This is a genomic window from Tindallia californiensis, assembly GCF_900107405.1.
Taxonomy (GTDB): Bacteria; Bacillota; Clostridia; order Peptostreptococcales; family Tindalliaceae; genus Tindallia; species Tindallia californiensis.
In genome coordinates, this window is record NZ_FNPV01000002.1 from 198161 (window position 1) to 219759 (window position 21599).

At 39.5% G+C, this 21599-nt stretch carries 19 protein-coding genes; all 19 read right to left on the reverse strand.

The genetic code is table 11. The annotated features are described in order from the left end of the window. Positions 1 to 33: 33 nt before the first annotated feature. The 19 genes from nuoF to BLV55_RS03180 all read right to left on the reverse strand — a co-directional run bounded on the left by nuoF (position 34) and on the right by BLV55_RS03180 (position 21580). The gene (gene nuoF / locus BLV55_RS03090) at positions 34 to 1830 is read right to left on the reverse strand and encodes an NADH-quinone oxidoreductase subunit NuoF (RefSeq protein ID WP_093310989.1); all 1797 of its coding nucleotides are present in this window, start codon (positions 1828 to 1830) and stop codon (positions 34 to 36) included. 26 nt (positions 1831 to 1856) lie between these two features. Beyond that, a complete protein-coding gene (locus BLV55_RS03095; protein WP_093310992.1) occupies positions 1857 to 2231 on the reverse strand; it encodes a (2Fe-2S) ferredoxin domain-containing protein in 375 nt (124 codons plus the stop codon). 18 nt (positions 2232 to 2249) lie between these two features. Further along, positions 2250 to 2723: an NADH-quinone oxidoreductase subunit NuoE family protein gene (locus tag BLV55_RS03100; RefSeq protein WP_093310994.1), complete on the reverse strand. Its 474-nt coding sequence runs from the start codon at positions 2721 to 2723 to the stop codon at positions 2250 to 2252. A 158-nt stretch (positions 2724 to 2881) separates the two neighbouring features. Then, positions 2882 to 3802 carry an HPr(Ser) kinase/phosphatase gene (gene hprK / locus BLV55_RS03105; RefSeq protein ID WP_176968232.1) on the reverse strand — a complete coding sequence of 307 codons (921 nt, stop codon included), beginning with the start codon at positions 3800 to 3802 and terminating at the stop codon, positions 2882 to 2884. A gap of 24 nt (positions 3803 to 3826) precedes the next feature. Then, entirely contained in the window at positions 3827 to 4024 is a 198-nt protein-coding gene (locus BLV55_RS03110) for a PspC domain-containing protein (protein ID WP_093310999.1), read from the reverse strand. Between the two features lie 35 nt (positions 4025 to 4059). After that, positions 4060 to 5973 (reverse strand): excinuclease ABC subunit UvrC, encoded by a 1914-nt coding sequence (gene uvrC, locus BLV55_RS03115; protein ID WP_093311002.1) that lies wholly within the window; start codon positions 5971 to 5973, stop codon positions 4060 to 4062. A 309-nt stretch (positions 5974 to 6282) separates the two neighbouring features. After that, entirely contained in the window at positions 6283 to 7224 is a 942-nt protein-coding gene (locus tag BLV55_RS03120) for an RnfABCDGE type electron transport complex subunit D (RefSeq protein WP_093311004.1), read from the reverse strand. Between the two features lie 21 nt (positions 7225 to 7245). Next, positions 7246 to 8571, reverse strand: coding sequence for an electron transport complex subunit RsxC (rsxC, locus tag BLV55_RS03125; protein ID WP_093311007.1), 1326 nt, complete (start codon positions 8569 to 8571; stop codon positions 7246 to 7248). A 44-nt stretch (positions 8572 to 8615) separates the two neighbouring features. Next, the gene (locus BLV55_RS03130; protein ID WP_093311010.1) at positions 8616 to 9473 is read right to left on the reverse strand and encodes a 4Fe-4S dicluster domain-containing protein; all 858 of its coding nucleotides are present in this window, start codon (positions 9471 to 9473) and stop codon (positions 8616 to 8618) included. 23 nt (positions 9474 to 9496) lie between these two features. After that, complete coding sequence (locus BLV55_RS03135; protein WP_093311012.1) at positions 9497 to 11743, reverse strand: molybdopterin-containing oxidoreductase family protein; 2247 nt, start codon at positions 11741 to 11743, stop codon at positions 9497 to 9499. A gap of 41 nt (positions 11744 to 11784) precedes the next feature. Then, the gene (locus BLV55_RS03140; protein ID WP_093311015.1) at positions 11785 to 12357 is read right to left on the reverse strand and encodes a TorD/DmsD family molecular chaperone; all 573 of its coding nucleotides are present in this window, start codon (positions 12355 to 12357) and stop codon (positions 11785 to 11787) included. Between the two features lie 299 nt (positions 12358 to 12656). Further along, positions 12657 to 13394: a twin-arginine translocase subunit TatC gene (gene tatC / locus BLV55_RS03145; RefSeq protein ID WP_093311018.1), complete on the reverse strand. Its 738-nt coding sequence runs from the start codon at positions 13392 to 13394 to the stop codon at positions 12657 to 12659. 9 nt (positions 13395 to 13403) lie between these two features. Further along, the gene (locus BLV55_RS03150) at positions 13404 to 13544 is read right to left on the reverse strand and encodes a twin-arginine translocase TatA/TatE family subunit (RefSeq protein WP_176968233.1); all 141 of its coding nucleotides are present in this window, start codon (positions 13542 to 13544) and stop codon (positions 13404 to 13406) included. A gap of 40 nt (positions 13545 to 13584) precedes the next feature. Beyond that, entirely contained in the window at positions 13585 to 13767 is a 183-nt protein-coding gene (locus BLV55_RS03155) for a twin-arginine translocase TatA/TatE family subunit (RefSeq protein ID WP_176968234.1), read from the reverse strand. Between the two features lie 120 nt (positions 13768 to 13887). Beyond that, complete coding sequence (locus BLV55_RS03160; protein WP_207646013.1) at positions 13888 to 14103, reverse strand: twin-arginine translocase TatA/TatE family subunit; 216 nt, start codon at positions 14101 to 14103, stop codon at positions 13888 to 13890. Positions 14104 to 14141: 38 nt separating this feature from the next. Next, positions 14142 to 17000: an excinuclease ABC subunit UvrA gene (gene uvrA, locus BLV55_RS03165; RefSeq protein ID WP_093311028.1), complete on the reverse strand. Its 2859-nt coding sequence runs from the start codon at positions 16998 to 17000 to the stop codon at positions 14142 to 14144. Between the two features lie 35 nt (positions 17001 to 17035). Next, complete coding sequence (gene uvrB, locus BLV55_RS03170) at positions 17036 to 19048, reverse strand: excinuclease ABC subunit UvrB (RefSeq protein WP_093311031.1); 2013 nt, start codon at positions 19046 to 19048, stop codon at positions 17036 to 17038. A gap of 49 nt (positions 19049 to 19097) precedes the next feature. Next, positions 19098 to 20321, reverse strand: coding sequence for a S41 family peptidase (locus BLV55_RS03175; protein ID WP_093311034.1), 1224 nt, complete (start codon positions 20319 to 20321; stop codon positions 19098 to 19100). Positions 20322 to 20452: 131 nt separating this feature from the next. Continuing rightward, positions 20453 to 21580 carry a murein hydrolase activator EnvC family protein gene (locus BLV55_RS03180; RefSeq protein WP_093311036.1) on the reverse strand — a complete coding sequence of 376 codons (1128 nt, stop codon included), beginning with the start codon at positions 21578 to 21580 and terminating at the stop codon, positions 20453 to 20455. Between the last annotated feature and the right edge of the window lie 19 nt (positions 21581 to 21599).

A 21599-nucleotide genomic window follows, 5' to 3' on the forward strand; every position in this document is an offset into this window, starting at 1 on the left:
CATCCTCCTTTACTTGTCAGTACCTATTTAACCTTATCCTTTTTTAATGGCATCAAACGGACAGGCTTCCAAACATGCTCCACATTTAATACATTTTTCCTGGTCAATCAAGTATACTTCTTTCCCTTTCACGCCACTGATACAATCCACAGGACATTTTGCGGCGCAAATTCCACATTTTTTGCATTTTTCCGGTATGACCAGAAACTGGAGCAAGGCTTGACAAACACCTGCCGGACATTTTTTGTCATTGACATGTGCTTCATACTCATTTCTAAAATACTTAATGGTAGACAAGACCGGATTAGGAGCTGTTTGTCCAAGTCCACATAAGGATGCACTTTTAATGGTTTTTGCCAAAGACTCTAGTTTGTCTACATCTGCAAGAGTTCCTTTTCCTTCTGTAATTTTATCCAATAACTCATGCATTCTTTTTGTTCCTTCTCGACAAGGTGTACATTTTCCACAGGACTCTTCTTCTGTAAAGTCTAAGAAAAACCGCGCTACGTCAACCATACAGTTATCTTCATCCATAACAATCATTCCACCAGAACCCATCATAGATCCTAATTGAATTAAATTGTCAAAATCAATCGGTGTATCTAAATGTGCTTCCGGAATACATCCGCCGGATGGTCCACCAGTTTGAACCGCTTTAAATGCTTTACCATTCGGAATACCTCCACCAACTTCAAAGATAGTTTCTCTCAAAGTGGTTCCCATTGGTATTTCCAGAAGTCCGGTGTTGTTTATTTTTCCTCCTAATGCAAAAACCTTGGTACCTTTTGATTTTTCTGTGCCTATACTCGCAAACCAATCGGCACCTTTTAGAATGATTTGTGGTACATTCGCAAAAGTTTCTACATTATTTAATAATGTAGGCTTATCAAAAATACCTTTGACAGCTGGGAAGGGAGGTCTTACTTTCGGCATTCCTCTTCCACCCTCAATAGATCGAATAAGTGCTGTTTCTTCACCACAAACAAAGGCTCCTGCTCCTTCACGAATCTCCATATCAAAATTAAATCCTGATTCAAAAATATCTTTTCCAAGCAAACCATTTTCTCTTGCCTGGTCTATTGCAATCTGAAGCCTTTTTACAGCAATCGGATATTCCGCTCGAACATATACAAAACCATATTCAGCTCCTACGGCATAGGCTGCAATTGCCATGGCTTCTACCAGCGTATGAGGATCTCCTTCTAGGACAGATCGATCCATAAATGCTCCCGGGTCTCCCTCGTCAGCATTACAAGCCACATACTTCGTATCGCCTTCCGCTTTTCGTGTGAAATCCCATTTTAATCCTGTTGGGAAACCACCACCACCACGACCCCTCAGTCCAGAATTCTTGATTTCTTCTACTACTTGCTCCGGAGTCATTTCAGTCAATACTTTTGCCATGGCTGCATATCCATCGTAAGCAATGTATTCTTCAAGAATCTCCGGATTAATAACTCCACAGTTTCGAAGCGCAACCCGTTGTTGTTTTTTGTAAAAGCCCATATTATTAATGCTGTCACTTGCTTCTTTTTTACCAGGCTCTTTATAGATTAATTCTTGTACAATTCTCCCCTTTACCAGGTGCTCCTCTGTAATTTTAGGAACGTCATCTAACTTCACCTGGCTATAAAAAGAACCTTCCGGATATACAATAACAATAGGCCCAGCTTCACAAAGCCCAAAACAACCAGTCTGAACAACTTTTACTTCTTTCTCTATTCCATGTTTCTCCAGCTCTTTATTAAAAAGATCTATGATCTTAAAAGCATCTGAGGAAACGCATCCAGTACCGCCACAAACCAGCACATGAGATCTGTACAACTCCATATTTTGCCCTCCTTACCATATTTATTTTAAGCTTCTTCTTTTTCAAAAATGCCAATCGTCTGACTTTTCAGCACTTTGCCATTCACCAAATGCTCCGCTACTATTTGTCTTGCTAAATCAGCTGTCAGCTTAACATAGGTTGTTTTATCATCGCCTTCATAAACTTCCAACATTGGTTCAAGCCTGCAAGCACCAATGCACCCCGTTTGAGTTACTGTAACATTTTGAAGATTTCGCTTATTAATTTCATCAATCATCGCCATCATAACCGGTCTAGCACCAGCTGCTATCCCACAGGTCGCCATTCCTACCACCACTCTGATATCACCACTACCACTTCGAAGCTTTACATCTTCCTGTGCTTTTTTACGAATAGCTTCCAATTCAGCAATCGTTTTCATGACAATCCTCCTTCATGATTAATATTTCTCCATGATTTCTTTTACATCTTCCACCACAAGTCTTCCGTATACATCTTCATTAATTGTTATAATAGGCGCCAGCCCACAAGCTCCTATACAGCGACAAGCTAAAAGACTAAATTTTCCATCCGGAGTTGTTTCACCTGATTTTATTCCAGTAAACTTCGAAATCTCATCAAGAATTGGTTGTGCATTTCGCACATAACAAGCAGTTCCCATGCAAACAGAAATCAAATAGTCACCTTTAGGTTCCAGGTTAAACTGTGAATAAAACGTAACTACTCCATATATTTCGCTCATAGGTATTTTTAAGCCTTTTGATATCTTTTGCTGTACCTCTAATGGTAAATATCCAAAGATATCCTGGGCTTTTTGAAGCACTTGTATCAAGGCTCCTTTTGTTTCTTTTTCACGGATAATCAGCTCATCCAATTTTTGAAAGTTCTCTGCTGTCATGGTTTCTTTTGGCATTTCGTTACCCTCCTTCATTATTAGCTTAAAATTCCATAATGCATGATGTTGTCAGTATAGTCTGACTTATCCACTGGCAATAATGCCAATTTTTCAATATTATATCATAAGATGAGGATTTCATGTTAAAAAATAAACAACAAATTAAAATAATCTTGTCATTTATCTTTTTTCATGTACTCTGTTAACCGTTCACTAAAGGCCTGAGCTGCATGATAACCCATCATTTTTTGTCGATGGTTTCTTGCAGCCACTTCAACCATCAAAGATAAATTCCTAGCTGGTTTTACCGGTATCACCACTTCTTCCACGTCCACATCCAGTATTTTCCGACAAGATTCATCTAACCCCAAACGATCATAGCTTTTTTGATGATCCCATTCTTCCAGGTGTACCACAAGGTCGATCCCCGTTTGATTTTTTATTGCACCAACCCCATAAAGACTTTTAACGTCTAAAATGCCAATTCCTCTGACTTCTATCATGTTTTTCGTCAAATCCGGGGCTGCTCCTACGAGGTAGTCATGTCCAATTTTTTTAACTTCTATGGTATCATCAGCTACTAGTAAATGTCCTTTTTTAACTAATTCGATAGCTGTCTCACTTTTTCCAATACCGCTCTTACCTGTAATAGCTACCCCTACACCATAAACATCCATCAAAACACCATGGATTTGTACCGTTTCGGCTAAATGAAATTCCAAATAATTCATCAGCCGGGAAATAAGTTTTGTTGTGTTCAGATGACTTCCCACTATTTTCCGCTTATGTTCACTGGCAATTTTCAGCAGTTCTACAGGCAAGCCCATGCTTCTACTAACCAGCATACAGGGAATAGGGTATGACATGATTTTATCAAACCGGCTATTTCTAAGATCTTCCGGTAAGGTTTGCAGGTAATAGTGTTCTACTTTCCCTAAGATTAATATGCGCTCATAGGCAAAATAATCGAAGTAGCCAGCAAGCTGAATACCAGGTCGAACCAGCTCGCTGGTAGTAATACAAGATTCTGACGAAACATCTGGATTTAGGTCTTCTAGCTGTTGATCTTTTATTAGTTGAGTAACTGGTATTGGCATAATGCCCCTCCTTTTTTTATCAAATCATTCCGATATTGGAGGCTCAGGAATAATAGCCAACGCAATGATATAGGCAATAATACCACCAAACCCCATGCTAAACACGGTGAAAACAACCCATATTAGACGCACTAACGTAGGGTCAATATTAAAGTATTCGGCAATACCACCACAAACGCCAGATATTTTTTTATTTGTACGGGATAAATAAAGACGTTTCATCTTTACATTACCTCCTTATAATCCTTTTAATCCTTCTAACCATTTTTGTGAAAATAATAATGCACAGCTTCAGCCTGCTTAGTGTTAATTCCTTCAACGGCTTTAATTTCGTCATAGGTTGCCTTTTTTAGATTTTGAATCCCCTTAAAATGCTCCAATAATCGGCGCCTACTTTTTTCACCAATACCCACAATGCTGTCCAACTCTGACTCTGTCAATACTTTACTTCTTCTCTGGCGATGAAATTCGATGGCAAAACGATGGACTTCATCTTGTATTTTTGATAGCAGCCGCCAGACTTCCTTGTAAGCTCTTAGATCATATTTTGTACCTTCATATAGCAAAGCACTGGTACGATGCCTATCATCCTTCACCATTCCCGCAACAGGTATAGTAACATTACATTCTTCCAACGCTCTTAAGGCAGCTGAAATCTGACCTACACCACCATCCACTAGTAATAAATCTGGAAAGTAAGCAAAGCTTGATGTATCCATTTCTTTGTTTCCGTCGGCAATTTCCTGAGCTTCGTTTAAGCCTCTTTTAAATCGCCTTTTAACAACTTCATAAATGCTCCCTGGGTCATCAGGGGTGGTAATATTTCTTATTTTAAATCTTCTATACCCACTTTTATTAGAGATTCCATCCTTAAACACTACCATAACCCCTACCGGCTCTGTTCCTGCTGTTGTTGAAATATCAATTGCTTCGATTAACATAGGTGGTTGCTGTAAATTAATCATGCCAGCTATTTCATGAAGTGCCTGAATTCTTTCAGATTCCTTTTTTTGCCTTGATTTTTCACGTTGCTCTATTAATATATTTGCATTTTTTTGAACTAGTTCAACCAGTTTTCTTTTTTCGCCACGTTGTGGTGTTTTGATAGTTGCTTTTCGACCTTTCTTTTCTGTAAGCCAATGTTCAATTAACTCTTTATCAGCAGGTTCTTCCGCCATCAATAGCTCAATAGGTATATAAGGAGCGTTGTCGTAATAAAGTTTCAAAAAAGAAGCTAAAATTTTCGAACTCTCTTCCTGCTCTTCACCTTTCAGAAAGTGATGATGTTGGTTGATAATTTTCCCATCACGAACAGAAAAAACCTGAACACAACTTTCGTGATTTCCTCGCACTAATGCAATAACATCTTGGTCTAATTCATTTCCTCGATCCATTTTTTGCTTTTCTGTCACTTTTTTAAGTGCTGTCCACTGATCTCTAAAAAGGGCTGCTTTTTCAAATTGCATTTCTTCTGCAGCCTGCCTCATTTTCTGCTCCAATTCGTTAAGTAGCTTGTTTTCTTTCCCATCCAGAAGCAGTGTTACCTGGCGGATCATTTCTTGATACTCTTCTTTATGAGTCTTTCCCTGGCAAGGTCCAAGACATTGTCTTAGGTGAAAATTTAAACAAGGTCGATCAATTTTTCCTGAATTTTGGCTGATCTTTTTATTGCATCTTTTTATTGGAAAAAGCTGCCTTATCAATTCCAACGTTTCGTTCAAAGCACCTACGTCTGTATAGGGACCAAAATACCTTGATCCATCTTTCATGATTTGCCGTGTTTTAAAGACTCGTGGAAAGAATTCTTTATTTGTGATTTTGATGTAAGGATAGCTTTTGTCATCTCTTAACAACACATTGTATTTAGGTCTATTTTCTTTGATCAGGTTACACTCAAGAATCAGCGCCTCTACTTCTGTATCTGTTATGATTGTTTCAAAATCAGTTACGTGTTGCATCATCGCCCGTACTTTTGGTGTTGCTTGTCCAGCTGTTGTAAAATACTGTCTCACTCGATTCCTTAAACTTCTAGCTTTTCCTACATAAATGGTTTCTTTTTTGTTATTTTTCATGATATAAACGCCAGGTTGCTTTGGCAAGTTATCTAATTTTTCTCTAAGCATTTCCTTTTCACCCATTTGTTTTATTCTTTCTTTATTTATTCTATCCATTTTTATTCATTTTATTCTGATGCTTACTTTTTGTATTATCAATCTACCTGCTTTCTCTTTATTGTACCTCTTTTTTATCTATAATGCCAACTTTCTTGTTGTCTGTCCGATCACTACCACCGCTAGGACTCCCTCTTCTGCGAGAGGTAGATAAACAGTGCTACGTCCCTCGATAACGCATTCTAACCTTCCGAAGGAGTTAAAACTCCACCAGAAGCTAAGCATCCTGTTTATCAGAATAATCATAAAAATTCCGGATCAGAGCCCCTGATCCGGATAGAATTCTTTTTTTATTCTTTTTTATGCTTTTCACGCTTCCTTTGGTTCAAGAAAAGCAAGGTGTCTGGTCGCTTTATCAATAACTGGAACAAAAGCATTCATGATCAGGATAGAAAAAGCAACCCCTTCTGTCGGTGGTAAAAACACCCGAAAAATCATCACCAGCACGCCAATGCACAGTCCGAAAATAACTCGTCCACTATAGGTTATAGGCGCTGTCACCCAATCTGTCGCCATAAATAAGGCCCCTATCATCAGTCCACCGGACAACAGGTGATAAAGTGGATCTTGTCCTGTTGCGAGTGCAATAACAACCACCGTCGCAAAAATAACCAGCGGCACTCTAAGCTTGATATGTTTTCGGTATTTCAGGTATGCTGCTCCCGCCATTAATGCTAATGGAGAAGATTCAGAAAGTGCTCCACCCTGAAATCCAATAAACATTTCTCCATAGCTTGGCATTTCCATCCCACTACCCAATAAGGCTAGAGGAGATGCCTGTGTTACAATTTCTACAGAACTTAAGGTTAATGCGTCAGGAGCAAATGCTGCAAAAACAGGGGTTAATAAAATCATGGATACGCGTCCAAAAAGTGCTGGATTGAAACGATTCAGACCTAGTCCGCCAGAAAGCTCTTTCGCAACACCTACCCCTATCACCGTAGCCATTACGGCCGAAAACCAGGGTGCTGTCGGCTGATATAAAAGGGCTACAAAAAGGCCTGTAAGAACAGCACTACCATCATACAAAGATGGTTTTTTTCCCATGATTTTACGGACAACTACTTCTGTCAGTGCTGCTGTCGCCATGCAAATAGCTATTAAAAATATGGCATTCGCTCCATAAAAGAAAATAGATACCAATGAAATGGGAAGCAGCGCAATCATTACGTCTCTCATCGCTGTTTCTAAAAAATAATTATCTTTAAGGTAGGGTGCCGATGATACCGGCAGTTTTCCCGCTTGACTCATAATGGATTTCCTCCTTTTCTGTTAAGCGTTTCTTTTTGCCATTTCTCTTTTTTTAACAACCGGTTTAGCTACTTTTATAAACTCTAAAATCGGCCTATTCGCCGGACAGCTAAAGACGCAAATTCCGCACTCCATACAGTCCATCATATTCCACTGCTCTAATCCTTCATAATTTTCCGTCTCGGCATACATACTCAGTTGATTTGGGTAAAGACGCATCGGGCATCTCTCCACACATTTTCCACAGCGTACGCAATTACTAAAGGGTAATTGTTCTCGTACGATTTCATTCGGTAATAACAGTACGCCGGTGCTGTTTTTAATCACAGGAGCATCCAGGGTTTCCTGCGCCTGTCCTGTCATCGGCCCACCAATAACAGCTTTATATCCTTCTACCTCTTCAATCTTACAGTGTTCAAGGATATGTCCTATCGGTGTCCCAATTTTAGTCATAAAGTTTCCTGGCTGATGCATGTCAGGACCACTCACTGTAACAATTCTTTCAATTAACGGTTTTCCATAAACAACGGCTTCATAAACAGCAATGGTAGTTCCTATATTTCGGACAATACATCCAATTTCTGCTGATCGTGCTCCTCTTTTAACATCTCTTCCGGTTACTGATTTGATCAGTATTGATTTGAATCCCTGAGGATATTTTACAGCAAGCGGAACGATTTCAAACAGTTTATTATCTTTTGTTTTCTCTTTTAGCATTTCTATTGCATCCGGTTTATTAACCTCTATCCCTATCATGCATTTTTTTGCTCCGATTACTCTTGAGATAATTTCCGCACCGGCAATCAACTCGTCAGCCCGCTCTACCATCGCTCGATGGTCACAGGTCAAAAAGGGTTCACATTCAGCACCATTTAATACTAAATAATCCACTGGCTGACGAACATTAATATTAACACTTGTCGGGAAGGACGCTCCACCCATCCCCACAATACCAGCTTCTCTGATCGCTTCAATAATCTCTTCTTTCGACATGCTTGACGGATCACGTTTTACCGTCGGCTCAAACTCCTGTTTATCCCCTTCCACATCAATGATAACGCTTTTTCCAACATCTCCGCTACAATACCAGAGAGTTTCTACTTCCCTAACCGTACCACTGACACTAGAGTGTACAGGTGCACTGATCATTTCATCCGAATCACCAATTTTCTGCCCCACTTCTACTTTGTCGCCAGCTTTCACTAGTGGCTCACAAGGTGCTCCTAAGCTCTGATGCATCGGTATAATCACCTTTTTAGGAACCGACATTTTTTGAATAGACAAGTGATCTGTATAGCTTTTATAATGCGGAACATGGACTCCCCCACTAAAAGATTTGGCCTCCATTCAATTCACCCCTTCTTTAAAGTCGACATATGGTTTTCGCTTTTTTACTTCATTCTGTCTTCTTCTTTTTTCCGTTCCAAAGCTTCAATATCATCATCTTCATCGATGCCTGGTGCGAAATGACAGTGTGGTGCCATTTTATGTTTTTCACGAACTTCTTCCGCTTTTTGACTGTATTTTCTGGAGTGCAAGAAATTAAAACCCACAACAGCTGCACCGGCTAATAAAGCTGCCGGACGCAATGGCATAGAACTCCAGAGTCGAAGCGACATGGGAATTTCCGGATTGACTGGCAGCCCATATTGCTGGGGTGTTTCATCTAACAGGTTCAATACTCTCTGACCGCCAAATTCAGATTCTCCATAAAGATTTGCATGAACATATCCTTGTTTTTTAAGATCTTCAATCCGTCTGTCTGCATAAGCAATCATTTCGTCCCGTGAGCCAAACTTAACGGCCGTCGTCGGACACACCGTACTACAAAACGGTTCCATACCTTCTTTTATTCTAGATTCACATAAAGAACATTTATCTACTACGGCATTTGGTCGGTCATAGCTGATGGCATGGTATGGACAATTTTTCGCACAATAGTTACAGCTAATACATAGCCTTTCATCGATCACCACCAGATCATCTTCGTTTTTATGGCAAGCTCTTGTAGGACAGGCCATGACACAAGATGCTTCCGTACAATGAAAACAGGCATCTTTTTTATAGACTTTCCGCATACTTCCTACAGAACTTCCTGAATAATACTGGCCACTGCTATGCTCTTTTATCTTAGTTCTAAAGATGCTAGGAGTCACATCGTAGATGCTTTTACATACGGCTGTACATGCTTCACAGCCAATACAAAGAGAATGATCCACTAGCATAGTAAGGTCTTTACGATTACTCATCTCCTATCTCCTCCTCTCTATTTTTAAGCCTTGGTCACTTTTACCGGAAAATCTGTCATACAGGCTGCAGCTCCCGGATCATGCAGTTCTTTCATTTCTTCATGTGTCATTGAAGGAATTAAATCACCATCATTAGCTCCAATTCCATAGGCAACTTTCAACTTGCGACTCCAGTGACCAAACCCATGAAAAACACAGACGCAATCATGACGAATTCCTTCTGTCAGCTTTGCTTTTAGTTGGATTTTACCAACACGTGATTCTATATTAACCAAATCTCCATCTTTAATGCCCATGTTTTCCGCTGTTTCCCGATTCATAATGGCGTTGTTTTCGCCATACAATTCCATTACCAGCGTATTGTTTTGAGATTCTGTCATTTTATGCATTGGAGGTCGATTGATCAGGTAGTTAAATGGATATTCATCGTTTGGCCCTTCTCGCCTTGGGCGCCAGTATGGTAAAGGTTCAAATCCATTTTCTTCCATTACCGTAGAGTATAGTTCGATTTTACTGGAAGGGGTATTAAACTCTTCACGTGGCTCAAAGGGTTTTTCTTCACCCCATAGTCCAGTGGGGTGATCTTTCATTTCATCCCAAGATGTACCAGCTGCCTCAAGTACGGCGTTGTTCCATGCTCCCCCCGAAGCACCTTCAAAATAATGGCCCAGCCCCATAGCTTGAGCAAGTTCAATAATAATGCTAGAAAAACCTTTTGTATCATAATCTAAGTTAACTACCGGCGTTCGAACCGCCAGTTGAGGCCATCTAGAGAAAAAGTTTCTTGTTGAAACTCCCGAAGTTTCTAACCAATGAGGCTCCGGAAGGACAACATCCGCCATCATGGCCATTTCAGATGGGTATATTTCACAAACCGCTATAAAGTCTAATTTCTTGAAAGCTTCTACCATTTTTTTTGCTTCCGGAAAAGCCAATACATTATACTTCCTCACCAGAGCAGCTTTTGTAGGGTATGGTTTTTCGTTAAGGATGCCATCCGCTACGGTTGCAAAATCTCCATTTGTAAAACGACTCATGATTTCTCTTTGCTCCCAGGCATCAACACGATCGGATCGACGTTCTGGAAAATCAGGTCTTGGAAAGGTTTCATCAAAGTCAGCTGATGGGAAATTTCTAGCTAACAGCAGCCCCCCCTCGCGCTCTATAGTTCCTACTAATGCATTTAAGATAACAATTGCCTGAGCTAACCGTGTGCTATTTGCGTAATTAGGGCCGGCAGCGTCTCTTTTATGTGTAAAAATATGAGCTGGTTTTACCGTAGCAAATTCTCGCGCAATGCGTCGAATATCATCTGCTGGTACTTCTGTAATTTCCGCTGCCCACTCTGGAGTATATTCTCGAGAGAACTCTTCTAAATATTCAAATCCAGATGTATACTTTTCCACATAATCAGCATCATGAAGCCCTTCACTAACAATCACATGAATCATGGCGAGAGCAAAAGCCAAATCTGTTCCTGGTTTAATTTGGATCCACTCATGGGCTTTTCTGGCTGTTACAGACATATAAGGGTCTAAAATAACCATTTTAGCATTATTGGATAAGGCTCTTGTAATGTTTCGAATATGCATGTTTTTTGATTTACCTAACCCATCAAAACCAAAGCCCATAATATATTTACAATTCTCCAAGTCGTAAATATAGGGTCTTCCTCCACCCGTAAGCTGTGCGTACCAGCTTGCAACCTGCGACGTAAAACAAGTGCTTTGGTGAGCTACATGATTTGGCGTTCCAATGGCATTTCTTAGTCGATTAGCAAAATCCTGACTACGCATAAAAAAGATAATAGACTCCGGACCAAAGGTTTCAATGGATTTATTAAAGTTTTCTGCAATCATTTCAAATGCTTCTTCCCAAGTAATTTTAACAAATCCCGGATCTACTCCTTCTCCTTTTTCCGGATTGGTTCTTTTCATTGGATATTTTAATCGATCGGGATCATAAAGGGTTTTAGGAGCTGCATAAGCTTTAACACATAACCTTCCCTGCGCTGCTTGATCATCTGGATTGCCTTCCAAATGAATCACTCTATCGTTTACCACGTGAGCCTTGATCGCACATCCACCACCACAAACGCTACAAAATGTGTTTACCACTTTTGACCGTGGTTCTACCAAGCTTTGCTCCGCTTCAGCATGTGCAAATTTAGGGATGCTCAGTCCAGCTGTTGCCGCTACTCCAGTTCCCAAGGTTAGCTTAAGAAAATTTCTTCGATCAACATTCATTTCCTTTTGCTTCGATTCATTCATCTTGTTCTTCCCTCCTGTTTTCAGTCTGTTAGGATACGCTATCAATCAAATCTCCGCTTTTCCTGTTCCAAAAAAACATCTGCATATTCAGCTACTGTTGCATAAAAGTCAGCTTTTGGATTACTTTTTATATCCTTAAAAAGCTGAGGCATCCAACAAAGAATATGTTGATTGAGAAACTCTTTTTGAACTTCTTCTGTTTGTTTATTTTCTAACAATAAAGCCATAAAGGCTAGTTCAACAGAGGCATGATCTTCTGGGTGTCTTTTTTTTCCTTCGATTTTCAATCCATGGTTAAGATAAAAAGCTCTTACTTTTTCCCATGGTTCTTGCATCACTAATTGATCTTTAGATCGATAAACGGATTCATATGCCTTTACGCCTTCTGGCATGATGAAGATATGAGCGTATTCAACACCAAGGTCTTCCTCTTGTTTTGTCAAAAGTCGCTGATTCATTTTTTCCTTTAGCCTTTCAACAGGAACCGTATTTTCTGAGGAAATAGCATTGAAGCAGCTTACAAGCTTTTCAATGTCTTCATATTTCAACTGATCATCCATCAATCTGGAAAGAATGGAATAATGCCAAACTCTGTCATTAACCGCTTCCATCATCTCATCACCATCCCTATCTATTTGTTAAAAGATTAACTATTTTCTCTTCTTAAAAACGCTCACACTATCTCCCTCTCAAACAGCGCCGTCATGCCCATTCTTGCCATGTATTGATAAAAAGATATATTTATATATGTTTTTCTATTGTTCGCTTCCTCATACCTCCTCGCACTACTTTTCCTTTTGTTTAATCTTTAACTTTTCTCCAAATTTACCCGCGATTATTGTTATTCTTTTCACAACAACAAGCATAGAAAATCTTCAGGCTTTTTTCATCACAAACAATCAAGCCATAACGCCTAAGGATTTTCTGATGCCTGTTTTTTTCTTTTTCGAATTTGAATAATCGCTACCAAGATAATGCCTATTTCGTATAGCAGCCACAAAGGACCGCCGATCATTAATTGAGAGATAATATCCGGTGGTGTAATTAATGCCGAGCCTACCGCTATTACCAGAAGTACATACTTTCTATTTCTTCGTAAAAAAGGTGCACTCACAATATTCATCATACCCAATACCACAAATAGCAACGGCAACTGAAACACCAGTCCAAAGGTCAGAATGAACTGTGTCACAAAAGCAATGTATTGAGTGATGGTAAACATCGGCACCAAATCTTGAGATGCAAACTTTAGAAAAAAAGTAATCGCAAAAGGAAACGCAATGCGATAGGCAAACCATATCCCTGTCGAAAACATAAGCAGCATTAAAAACACAACCGGAAATAAAATTCGTTTTTCATTTTTATACAAGGCCGGCATGACAAAAGCCAAGAATTGATACACCATCACAGGCATCGCTAAAATAATTCCTGCAAGAATTGCTAATCTTATATTTGCCATCAAGGCCTCCGGCGGCGATATATAAATCAATTCTAAAGTGCCAGCTGGTTGAATCAAAAGACGCCTAATCTCTTCCACATAAAGAAAGCTTAGAGCTGAGGTTATCAAAAGAGCGATTAAGCACACAATCAATCTTCTTCTGAATTCTTCCAGATGTTGAATTAAACTCATATGTTTTGTCTCTCGCTCCAAGTACTCCACCTAATTTCTACTTATTGTATCGTCATCTTTCAACTCATCTTTGTAATCTTTCACGCTTTTTTTTACAGATTTTCCTAAAAGACTAAACCTGCCAGGTCCAAGAATTAGTAGTACTAAACCAAGAACTAACAAAATCTCCATAAAGCCAAACCTCACACTCATCACCTGCTTTCAAGCTTCTTCATTCTTTATCTGAAGAAGTATCTTCTATGCTCACGCTATCAGTCATTTCTTTGGTTGCCGACTTAAACTCCCTAATGCCTTTCCCTAAAGACTTTCCTATTTCCGGTAGTTTAGAAGGTCCAAAAATCAATAGCGCCAGGCCAAATACTAATAAAATTTCCTGAAATCCTATTCGTCCCATTATTCCACCTCACCTTCCAGTCGTCCCCTAATAGTACGCTGTTATTATTGTTAACAATGGTTCACTCTAGCTTCATTATATCATATTATCTTCGCGATGCAATCGACTTAATGAAGTTCCTTATTGATCATTTTCGCGATCTTCAGTTGGCTCCGAAGTTTCTTCCTTTGCTTTATTCTCTGTTTTTTCTTCTGAAGTTTTTTCTATGGTAGCGCTTTTAAACTCTCTAATCCCTTTACCCAGAGATTTTCCAATTTCCGGTAACTTTGCCGGTCCAAAAATCAATAGCGCTAGACCAAATACAAGTGCTAGTTCTTGAAACCCTATTCTTCCCATATTCATCTTCCTTCCTTTTTTCCGCTTTCATTGTTCGTTCATTGTGCCTTTAACTGATCCCGACCTTCATTCAAAACCGCGCTTAAAAATCTTCCTGTATAGGATTTTTTGCACGCTGCAACTTCTTCCGGTGTACCAGCAATAACCAACTCTCCACCACCGGCTCCGCCTTCCGGACCAAGATCTATAATAAAGTCAGCTGTTTTAATAACCTCCAGATTATGTTCAATCACCACTACTGTATTGCCTGCATCAACCAAACGTTGCAACACAATGATTAACGTTTCAACATCTGCTATATGAAGACCAGTCGTTGGCTCATCCAGCACATAAAAAGTTTTGCCGGTGTGTTTTTTCCCTAGCTCCGTTGATAGTTTTATTCGCTGTGCCTCCCCGCCAGACAACTGGGTGGATGGCTGTCCTAGCTGAATATAACTGAGTCCGACATCCATCATGGTCTGTAGTTTTCTTTTTATAACAGGAATGCTTTCAAAAAATAAAAGCGCCTCTTCCACATTCATCTCCAAAACATCCGCAATATTTTTACCCTTATATTTTACTTCTAGGGTTTCTCTATTGTATCGTTTCCCTTTACAAACCTCACAGGGGATGTATACATCTGGCAAAAAGTGCATTTCTATCTTGATAATGCCATCACCTTTACACGCCTCACAACGCCCACCTTTCAGGTTAAAACTAAATCTACCTTTTTGATATCCCCTCATTTTAGCCGTCGGAGTCTGTGCAAATAAATCCCGAATATGATCAAAAACACCTGTATAGGTAGCCGGATTAGAGCGGGGTGTTCGCCCAATAGGATCTTGACTTACTTTAATCACTTTATCTATATGTTCCATACCCACAATTGCTTGATGTCTACCTGGTTTTTCTCTACTTTTATAAAACTCTTGTGCCATCCGTTTATAAAGCACTTCATTTACCAGTGTGCTTTTCCCTGAACCAGAAACACCTGTAACACAGGTCATAAGCCCTAAAGGGAGCGTTATATCCAGGTTTTTTAAATTATTTGCTGCCGCTCCAAGCACTTGAAGGCATTCGTTATCAGTTTTTCTTCTGGTATCAGGTACTGGTATAAATCTTTCTCCTTTGAGATATTTCCCAGTAATTGACGCATCTGTCTCCATAACTTCTTTAACGGTTCCCTGAGCAACCAGTTGTCCGCCATGTATGCCTGCACCGGGGCCTATATCCACTAAATGATCAGCATTCATGATAGTATCTTCATCATGTTCTACGACAATAACAGTATTCCCAAGATCCGTTAAGTTGCGCAAGGTTTTCAAAAGCTTGGCATTATCTCTTTGATGCAAACCGATACTCGGCTCATCCAGGATATACAAAACACCTACCAGACTGGAGCCAATTTGTGTTGCTAACCTGATCCTCTGGGACTCTCCACCTGAAAGTGTCCCTGCACTTCTAGCAAGGGTTAGGTAGTCTAATCCAACATCTTGCAGAAAATACAATCGGTTTTTAATTTCCTTAAAAACCTGCTTGGCAATCATCATTTTCTGATCACTTAACGTTAGCTTATTAAAAAAGTCAACCGACTCTTTAACAGACATTAATGTAATTTCATTAATGTTAAAGCCTCCTACGGTTACGGCTAGTGAAATATCTTGTAACCTTGCCCCTTTACAGGATGGACATGGGCTTTCACTCATAAAAGATTCAATTCGGTCTCTCATATACTCCGAGTTTGTTTCTTTGTATCTTCTGCTAAGATTCGGAATAACACCTTCATAAATGGAGGAGTGTTGCTTTTTACCGCCAAATCTTGATTCAAATTCAAAATGAATCACGTCATCAGATCCATACAGCAATGCTTTCAAAAAGTTATCAGGAAGGTCTTTAATCGGTTTGTCTAAGCTTATATGGTAATAGGCCGCCATTTGTTCTATCATCTTAAAATAGTACCCATCTTCCGATTGCTGACCATTAGCACTTCCCCAGGCAGCAATAGCGCCTTCTCTGATGCTTAAGTTTTTGTCCGGAATGACTAAATCAGGATCCACTTCTTTCATATGGCCAATGCCTTTACATACGGAACAAGCGCCATATGGATTATTAAAAGAAAACATCCTCGGACTCAGTTCTTCCATTCCAATGTGATGTTCCGGGCAGGATAAGTGAGTAGAATACAGGATGTCTTCTTCATTATCTACATCTATTAGCACAAGGCCTTCTGTAAATTTAAGGGCCGTCTCTAAAGAATCAGCTACTCTTTGTTCAATTCCCGGTTTAACCACAATCCTGTCCACAACGATTTCAATATGATGTTTTTTGTTTTTATTCAGTTTAATCTCTTCATATATTTCGCGTATTTCACCATTGACCCGAATACGCACAAATCCATCTTTTCGTATTTGTTCCAGTTGTTTTTGGTGCTCACCTTTTTTTCCTCTGACTACCGGTGCCAGAATCTGAATTTTTGTTCTTTCTTCCATATTCATTATTTGATCAACCATTTCTTCAATGGTTATTTGACTTATTTCTTCATGACATACCGGACAGTGAGGCGTTCCGGCTCTTGCAAATAATAAGCGATAATAATCGTATATTTCCGTAACCGTCCCTACCGTAGAGCGAGGATTTTTACTGGTCGTTTTTTGATCAATAGAAATGGCAGGACTTAAGCCTTCGATATAATCCACATCCGGTTTTTCCATTTGTCCTAAAAATTGCCGAGCATAGGACGAAAGGCTTTCAATATACCGTCTTTGTCCTTCAGCATAAATGGTATCAAATGCTAAGGATGTTTTTCCTGAACCGGATAAACCTGTCATTACTACCAATTTTTCTCTCGGAATGGTTATATTGATATTTTTAAGATTGTGCTCTCTTGCACCTTTAATAACGATTTCATTTTTTGCCACATCTGCACCTCATTCACTTTATCTCTTTTTATTCATTATCTCTTTTTGTCCATTAAGCCATTTTCCGCTTCTATGTTTTTAATCCACATGATTTCATCTCTAAGGGCTGCTGCTTTCTCAAATTCCAAATTTTTAGCGGCTTCGTTCATTTCTTTCTCAAGCTGCTTGATCTGTTTTTGTGCTGCTTTCCCTTGCAAAGGCTTGCCTTTTCCTTTTGAAGCCGTTTGATATTCTTCAACTTCCTCCGCTACTTTTGTTGCTTCAATAACATCTCTTACTTTTTTCATAATGCTTTTGGGGGTAATCCCATGATCTTGATTGTGTTTTATTTGAATTTCTCGTCGACGTTCCGTTTCATCTATTGCCCGTTTCATCGAAGGCGTTATTTTATCTCCATAAAGGATGACTTTTCCATCAACATTTCTAGCCGCTCTTCCAATGGTTTGTATTAATGATATTTCTGATCTTAAAAAGCCTTCTTTATCAGCATCCAGGATTGCCACCAACGCCACTTCCGGAAGATCCAACCCTTCTCTCAATAAATTAATCCCTACCAAAACATCAAACTTTCCAAGCCGCAGCTCCCGGATAATTTCCATGCGTTCCATCGTATCGATATCCGAGTGCAAATAACGAACTTTGATATTTGCTTCTGTTAAATAGCGAGTTAGGTCTTCGGACATTTTTTTTGTTAATGTGGTAATCAGAACTCTTTGATTGTTCTCGATACAAAGATGAATCTCTCCCAGCAAGTCATCTATCTGACCTTTTACTGGCCTTACATCAATCGGTGGATCTACTAATCCGGTTGGTCTTAAAAGTTGTTCTGTTATATTTTGGCTGTGTTCCATTTCATAAGGACCAGGTGTTGCGCTAACATATACAGCCTGATGGATCATTTTTTCAAATTCAGGAAAATTTAATGGCCGGTTATCAAGTGCCGACGGCAACCTAAATCCGTAATCGATTAAAGATTCTTTGCGCGATCGATCGCCTCCATACATTCCTCTGATTTGAGGTATTGTTACATGGGATTCATCAATCAGCAGCAAGAAATCATCTGGAAAGTAGTCGATTAATGTAAAGGGTCGACTACCTGCCGGCCTTCCTGTCAAATGCCTGGAATAATTTTCTATACCTTGACAGTAGCCCATTTCACGAAGCATTTCGATGTCATATTTTGTTCTTTGTTCTATTCGCTGAGCCTCTAAATATTTTTCTTGGTCTTTATAGTAAGTGATCCTATCTGCTAGTTCTTTCTCTATACTTCCTACCGCTTTTTCCACTTTATCGGCTCTTGTCGCATAGTGGGATGCCGGAAAAATTGCCAGATGCTGCCGCGATCCTATCACTTCGCCTGTTAAAACATTTATCTCCGTTATTCGATCTATTTCATCACCAAAAAACTCAACACGTTGTGCATTTTCAGAGGCGGAAGCTGGAAATATCTCCAACACATCTCCTCTTACCCGAAAAGTACCTCTTGTAAAATTAATATCATTTCGATGATATTGAATATCTATTAATTTCTTTACAATATCATCACGATTCCGCTCCATGCCAACACGAAGAGATACTACCAGCTCCTCATATTCTTCCGGATCTCCTAAGCCGTATATACAGGAAACACTCGCAACAATTAAAACATCTTTTCTTTCAAAAAGAGCTGTGGTTGCCGAATGTCGCAATTTATCAATTTCATCATTGATTGATGCATCCTTCTCAATATACAAGTCGCTATGCGCCACATAAGCTTCCGGCTGATAATAGTCATAATAGCTGACAAAATACTCAACCGCATTTTCTGGAAAAAACTCTCTGAACTCACTGCAAAGTTGAGCCGCCAGGGTTTTATTATGCGCAATAACCAGCGTTGGCTTTTGTACCTGTTCCACTACTTTTGCCATCGTATACGTTTTGCCCGAGCCCGTTACCCCTAAGAGTGTTTGATGTTTTAATCCTTCCTCAATCCCCTTACTGAGACTTTTTATTGCTTTAGGCTGATCGCCCATTGGTTGAAAATCTGCAAAAACTTTGAATGGTTTCATATCAAAATCACCTTTACTCATCAAGAAATTTACTGTCGCTATCTTGCTATTACTGTCGTTGTTGTAATAACTCTATTGCTTTTTGTAATTGAATGTCATCCTGCAGTTCCAAGTCCTGTCCCTGACTTTCCAACAATTCTTCTTCCGATATTCTCACTACATGATCTGGTTCAATACCTTTGTCATGAATGCTGCGCCCAGAAGGAGTAAAGTATTCAGAAACCGTAAACTTAAACCCTGTTCCATCAGGAAGTTGTTGCATTTCCTGTACTAGTCCTTTTCCAAATGACTGTTCACCAACAAGGATCGCTTTTTCATGATCTTGCAAAGCACCAGCCAGTATTTCGGATGCGCTGGCAGATCCTTCATTAATCAATACCACTAATGCCATCTCATAATGTCCTTCACTGGCATATTCTTCTTTACGATTGCCATGCCTATCTTCTGTGTATACAATTAAGCCTTCGTCCAGTAATAAATCCGACATACGTATTGCCGAACTTAATAGCCCGCCCGGATTGTTTCTTAAGTCTAAAATAACACGATCTATTCCTTGTCTTGTCAATTCATCCATTTCAAATTGAAAATCAGAAGCGGTTTTCTCATCGAAATTTGTAACACGTATATAACCTATCTTATCTTCCATAATCTCCGCGCGTACAGACTGAATTCTTATGATTTCTCGCACAACAGATATTTCTACAGCTTTTTCCTGGTTCCTTTTCATGATTTCCAGCTTGACTTCTGTATCTGCATCGCCTCTCATTAGCGAAACAGCATCATCTAACCGATTTCCTGATACATCTTCATCATCAACGCTAATAATCCGATCACCTGTGGTTAATCCGGCTCTTTCTCCGGGAGTATCTTCAATAGGAGATACAACGGAAACATATCCATCTTCATCTGCTGTAACAATAATTCCAATTCCTCCATAAACACCTTGAGTACTCATCAACATATCCGACATGTCTTTAGCATCTAAATAAGTAGTATAAGGATCTCCTACAGCTTCAAACATACCATGAATAGCACCGTCAATAAGGATTTCTTCTTCCAGTTCTTCATAATACTCTTCCATAAGAAAATGTTTTAACTGGACTACTTTTCCCATATTGTCATTTTCCTCAATAAGCTTTTGATACATTTCATGGCTGATAATCATCTTGTTCCCAATGTTTAGTGCCATCATATTGCTGACACTAAAGGTTATAAATGCCGTAAAAACCACCAGTATAACCATCGTTGTAAAAGCTTTTCTTTTGCTTATCATCAAATTTCCCCTTTTCAAATTATTACTACCCTTTTATCAATCATTGTATCTCATATTTTATAAGCTGACTACCACTCTGAAATGCTTAGAAAAAAAGCACCTCTCTTTTGAGAGATGCTTCTCACTTCAAATTATTGCAGCCATGGCATTGGATCTACGTATTTACCATTTTTTCTAACTTCAAAATGAAGATGAGGGCCTGTTGACATCCCTGTACTCCCCACTTTTGCAATTACCTGGCCTGCTGTTACCCGCTCTCCTTCAGAAACGATCAATCGGTCACAATGAGCATAAAGAGTGATAATGCCACCACCATGATCAATAAAAATGGTTCTACCATAACCGCCACGACTGCCAGAAAAAGCTACCGTTCCCGGGCCTGCGGCGATAATATCGGTTCCTGTAGGAGCAGGGATATCAATACCTGAGTGAAACCGGTTCGTCCCAAGGATTGGATGGATTCTATTGCCATAAGGTGACGATATGCGAGAATGGCCAGGCACCGGCCAGCGCATTTCTCCCCCTTCATAATCCCTATCCGATTGAAGGTTTACCAGCACCTGCTCTAAGTTTCGCGCTTCCTGTTCCAACTGATCCAATTGTGCTTCTAATTCCTGTTTGTCTTCCGCAAGCTGAGATTGAAGCCTTTGTTGTTCACCTCTGGTAACTACCAAATACTCCCGTTGATTTTCAACAGTCCTTTTCAGTTCTGCTAAGTACCGTCGATTTGCTTCAAGTTCGGCTTTCTTATCTTCAATCAGGATCTTTTGATCTTCCATAAATTGAATCAATTCAATGTCACTTTCAACAATAAGCTTTACCATATCCATATTACTCAGCAGTTCAGAAAAATCTTTAGAATTAAACAGTACTTCTGCATAGGCAGCATTTCCATTCCGATACATTGCATCCAATCTTTTTCCTAGTAGTTCTTCTTTTTCCTCGATAGTTTCAATGGCCTCTTCCAATGCTAATTGAGTTTCAAGGATTCGATTTTCTGTATCACCAATCTGATTGTTAAGAGAGTTTACTTCTTCCTCTGCTTTTTGTATTTCACCATTTAAGTAGTTTAATTGTTCCGTAACGCTTCGCTGCTCTCTTGTATTTTCTCGAATGGCCGAATCTATGCTTTGTCGCTGATTTTGAAGCTCCTGTAGTTGGCGGTTGATTTGTTCAACCTCACTCCCGAATGTCACTTGTGTAAAGCCAATAGCAATCAGAACGAGTAATGTCAGCGTTATTTTATGTACTCTTCGCAAATGAATTCCTCCTTCTACA

Coding starts and splice junctions, on each gene's coding strand:
- hprK (WP_176968232.1), bottom strand. CDS start 3,802: ATGCCAATACCAGTTACTCAACTAATAAAAGATCAACAGCTAGAAGAC.
- BLV55_RS03120 (WP_093311004.1), bottom strand. CDS start 7,224: ATGAGTCAAGCGGGAAAACTGCCGGTATCATCGGCACCCTACCTTAAA.
- nuoF (WP_093310989.1), bottom strand. CDS start 1,830: ATGGAGTTGTACAGATCTCATGTGCTGGTTTGTGGCGGTACTGGATGC.
- BLV55_RS03140 (WP_093311015.1), bottom strand. CDS start 12,357: ATGATGGAAGCGGTTAATGACAGAGTTTGGCATTATTCCATTCTTTCC.
- BLV55_RS03150 (WP_176968233.1), bottom strand. CDS start 13,544: ATGGAGATTTTGTTAGTTCTTGGTTTAGTACTACTAATTCTTGGACCT.
- BLV55_RS03110 (WP_093310999.1), bottom strand. CDS start 4,024: ATGAAACGTCTTTATTTATCCCGTACAAATAAAAAAATATCTGGCGTT.
- uvrC (WP_093311002.1), bottom strand. CDS start 5,973: ATGGATAGAATAAATAAAGAAAGAATAAAACAAATGGGTGAAAAGGAA.
- uvrB (WP_093311031.1), bottom strand. CDS start 19,048: ATGAAACCATTCAAAGTTTTTGCAGATTTTCAACCAATGGGCGATCAG.
- BLV55_RS03160 (WP_207646013.1), bottom strand. CDS start 14,103: ATGGGAAGAATAGGGTTTCAAGAACTAGCACTTGTATTTGGTCTAGCG.
- BLV55_RS03130 (WP_093311010.1), bottom strand. CDS start 9,473: ATGAGTAATCGTAAAGACCTTACTATGCTAGTGGATCATTCTCTTTGT.
- BLV55_RS03175 (WP_093311034.1), bottom strand. CDS start 20,321: ATGATAAGCAAAAGAAAAGCTTTTACAACGATGGTTATACTGGTGGTT.
- rsxC (WP_093311007.1), bottom strand. CDS start 8,571: ATGGAGGCCAAATCTTTTAGTGGGGGAGTCCATGTTCCGCATTATAAA.
- BLV55_RS03095 (WP_093310992.1), bottom strand. CDS start 2,231: ATGAAAACGATTGCTGAATTGGAAGCTATTCGTAAAAAAGCACAGGAA.
- BLV55_RS03155 (WP_176968234.1), bottom strand. CDS start 13,767: ATGGGACGAATAGGATTTCAGGAAATTTTATTAGTATTTGGCCTGGCG.
- BLV55_RS03100 (WP_093310994.1), bottom strand. CDS start 2,723: ATGCCAAAAGAAACCATGACAGCAGAGAACTTTCAAAAATTGGATGAG.
- BLV55_RS03135 (WP_093311012.1), bottom strand. CDS start 11,743: ATGAATGAATCGAAGCAAAAGGAAATGAATGTTGATCGAAGAAATTTT.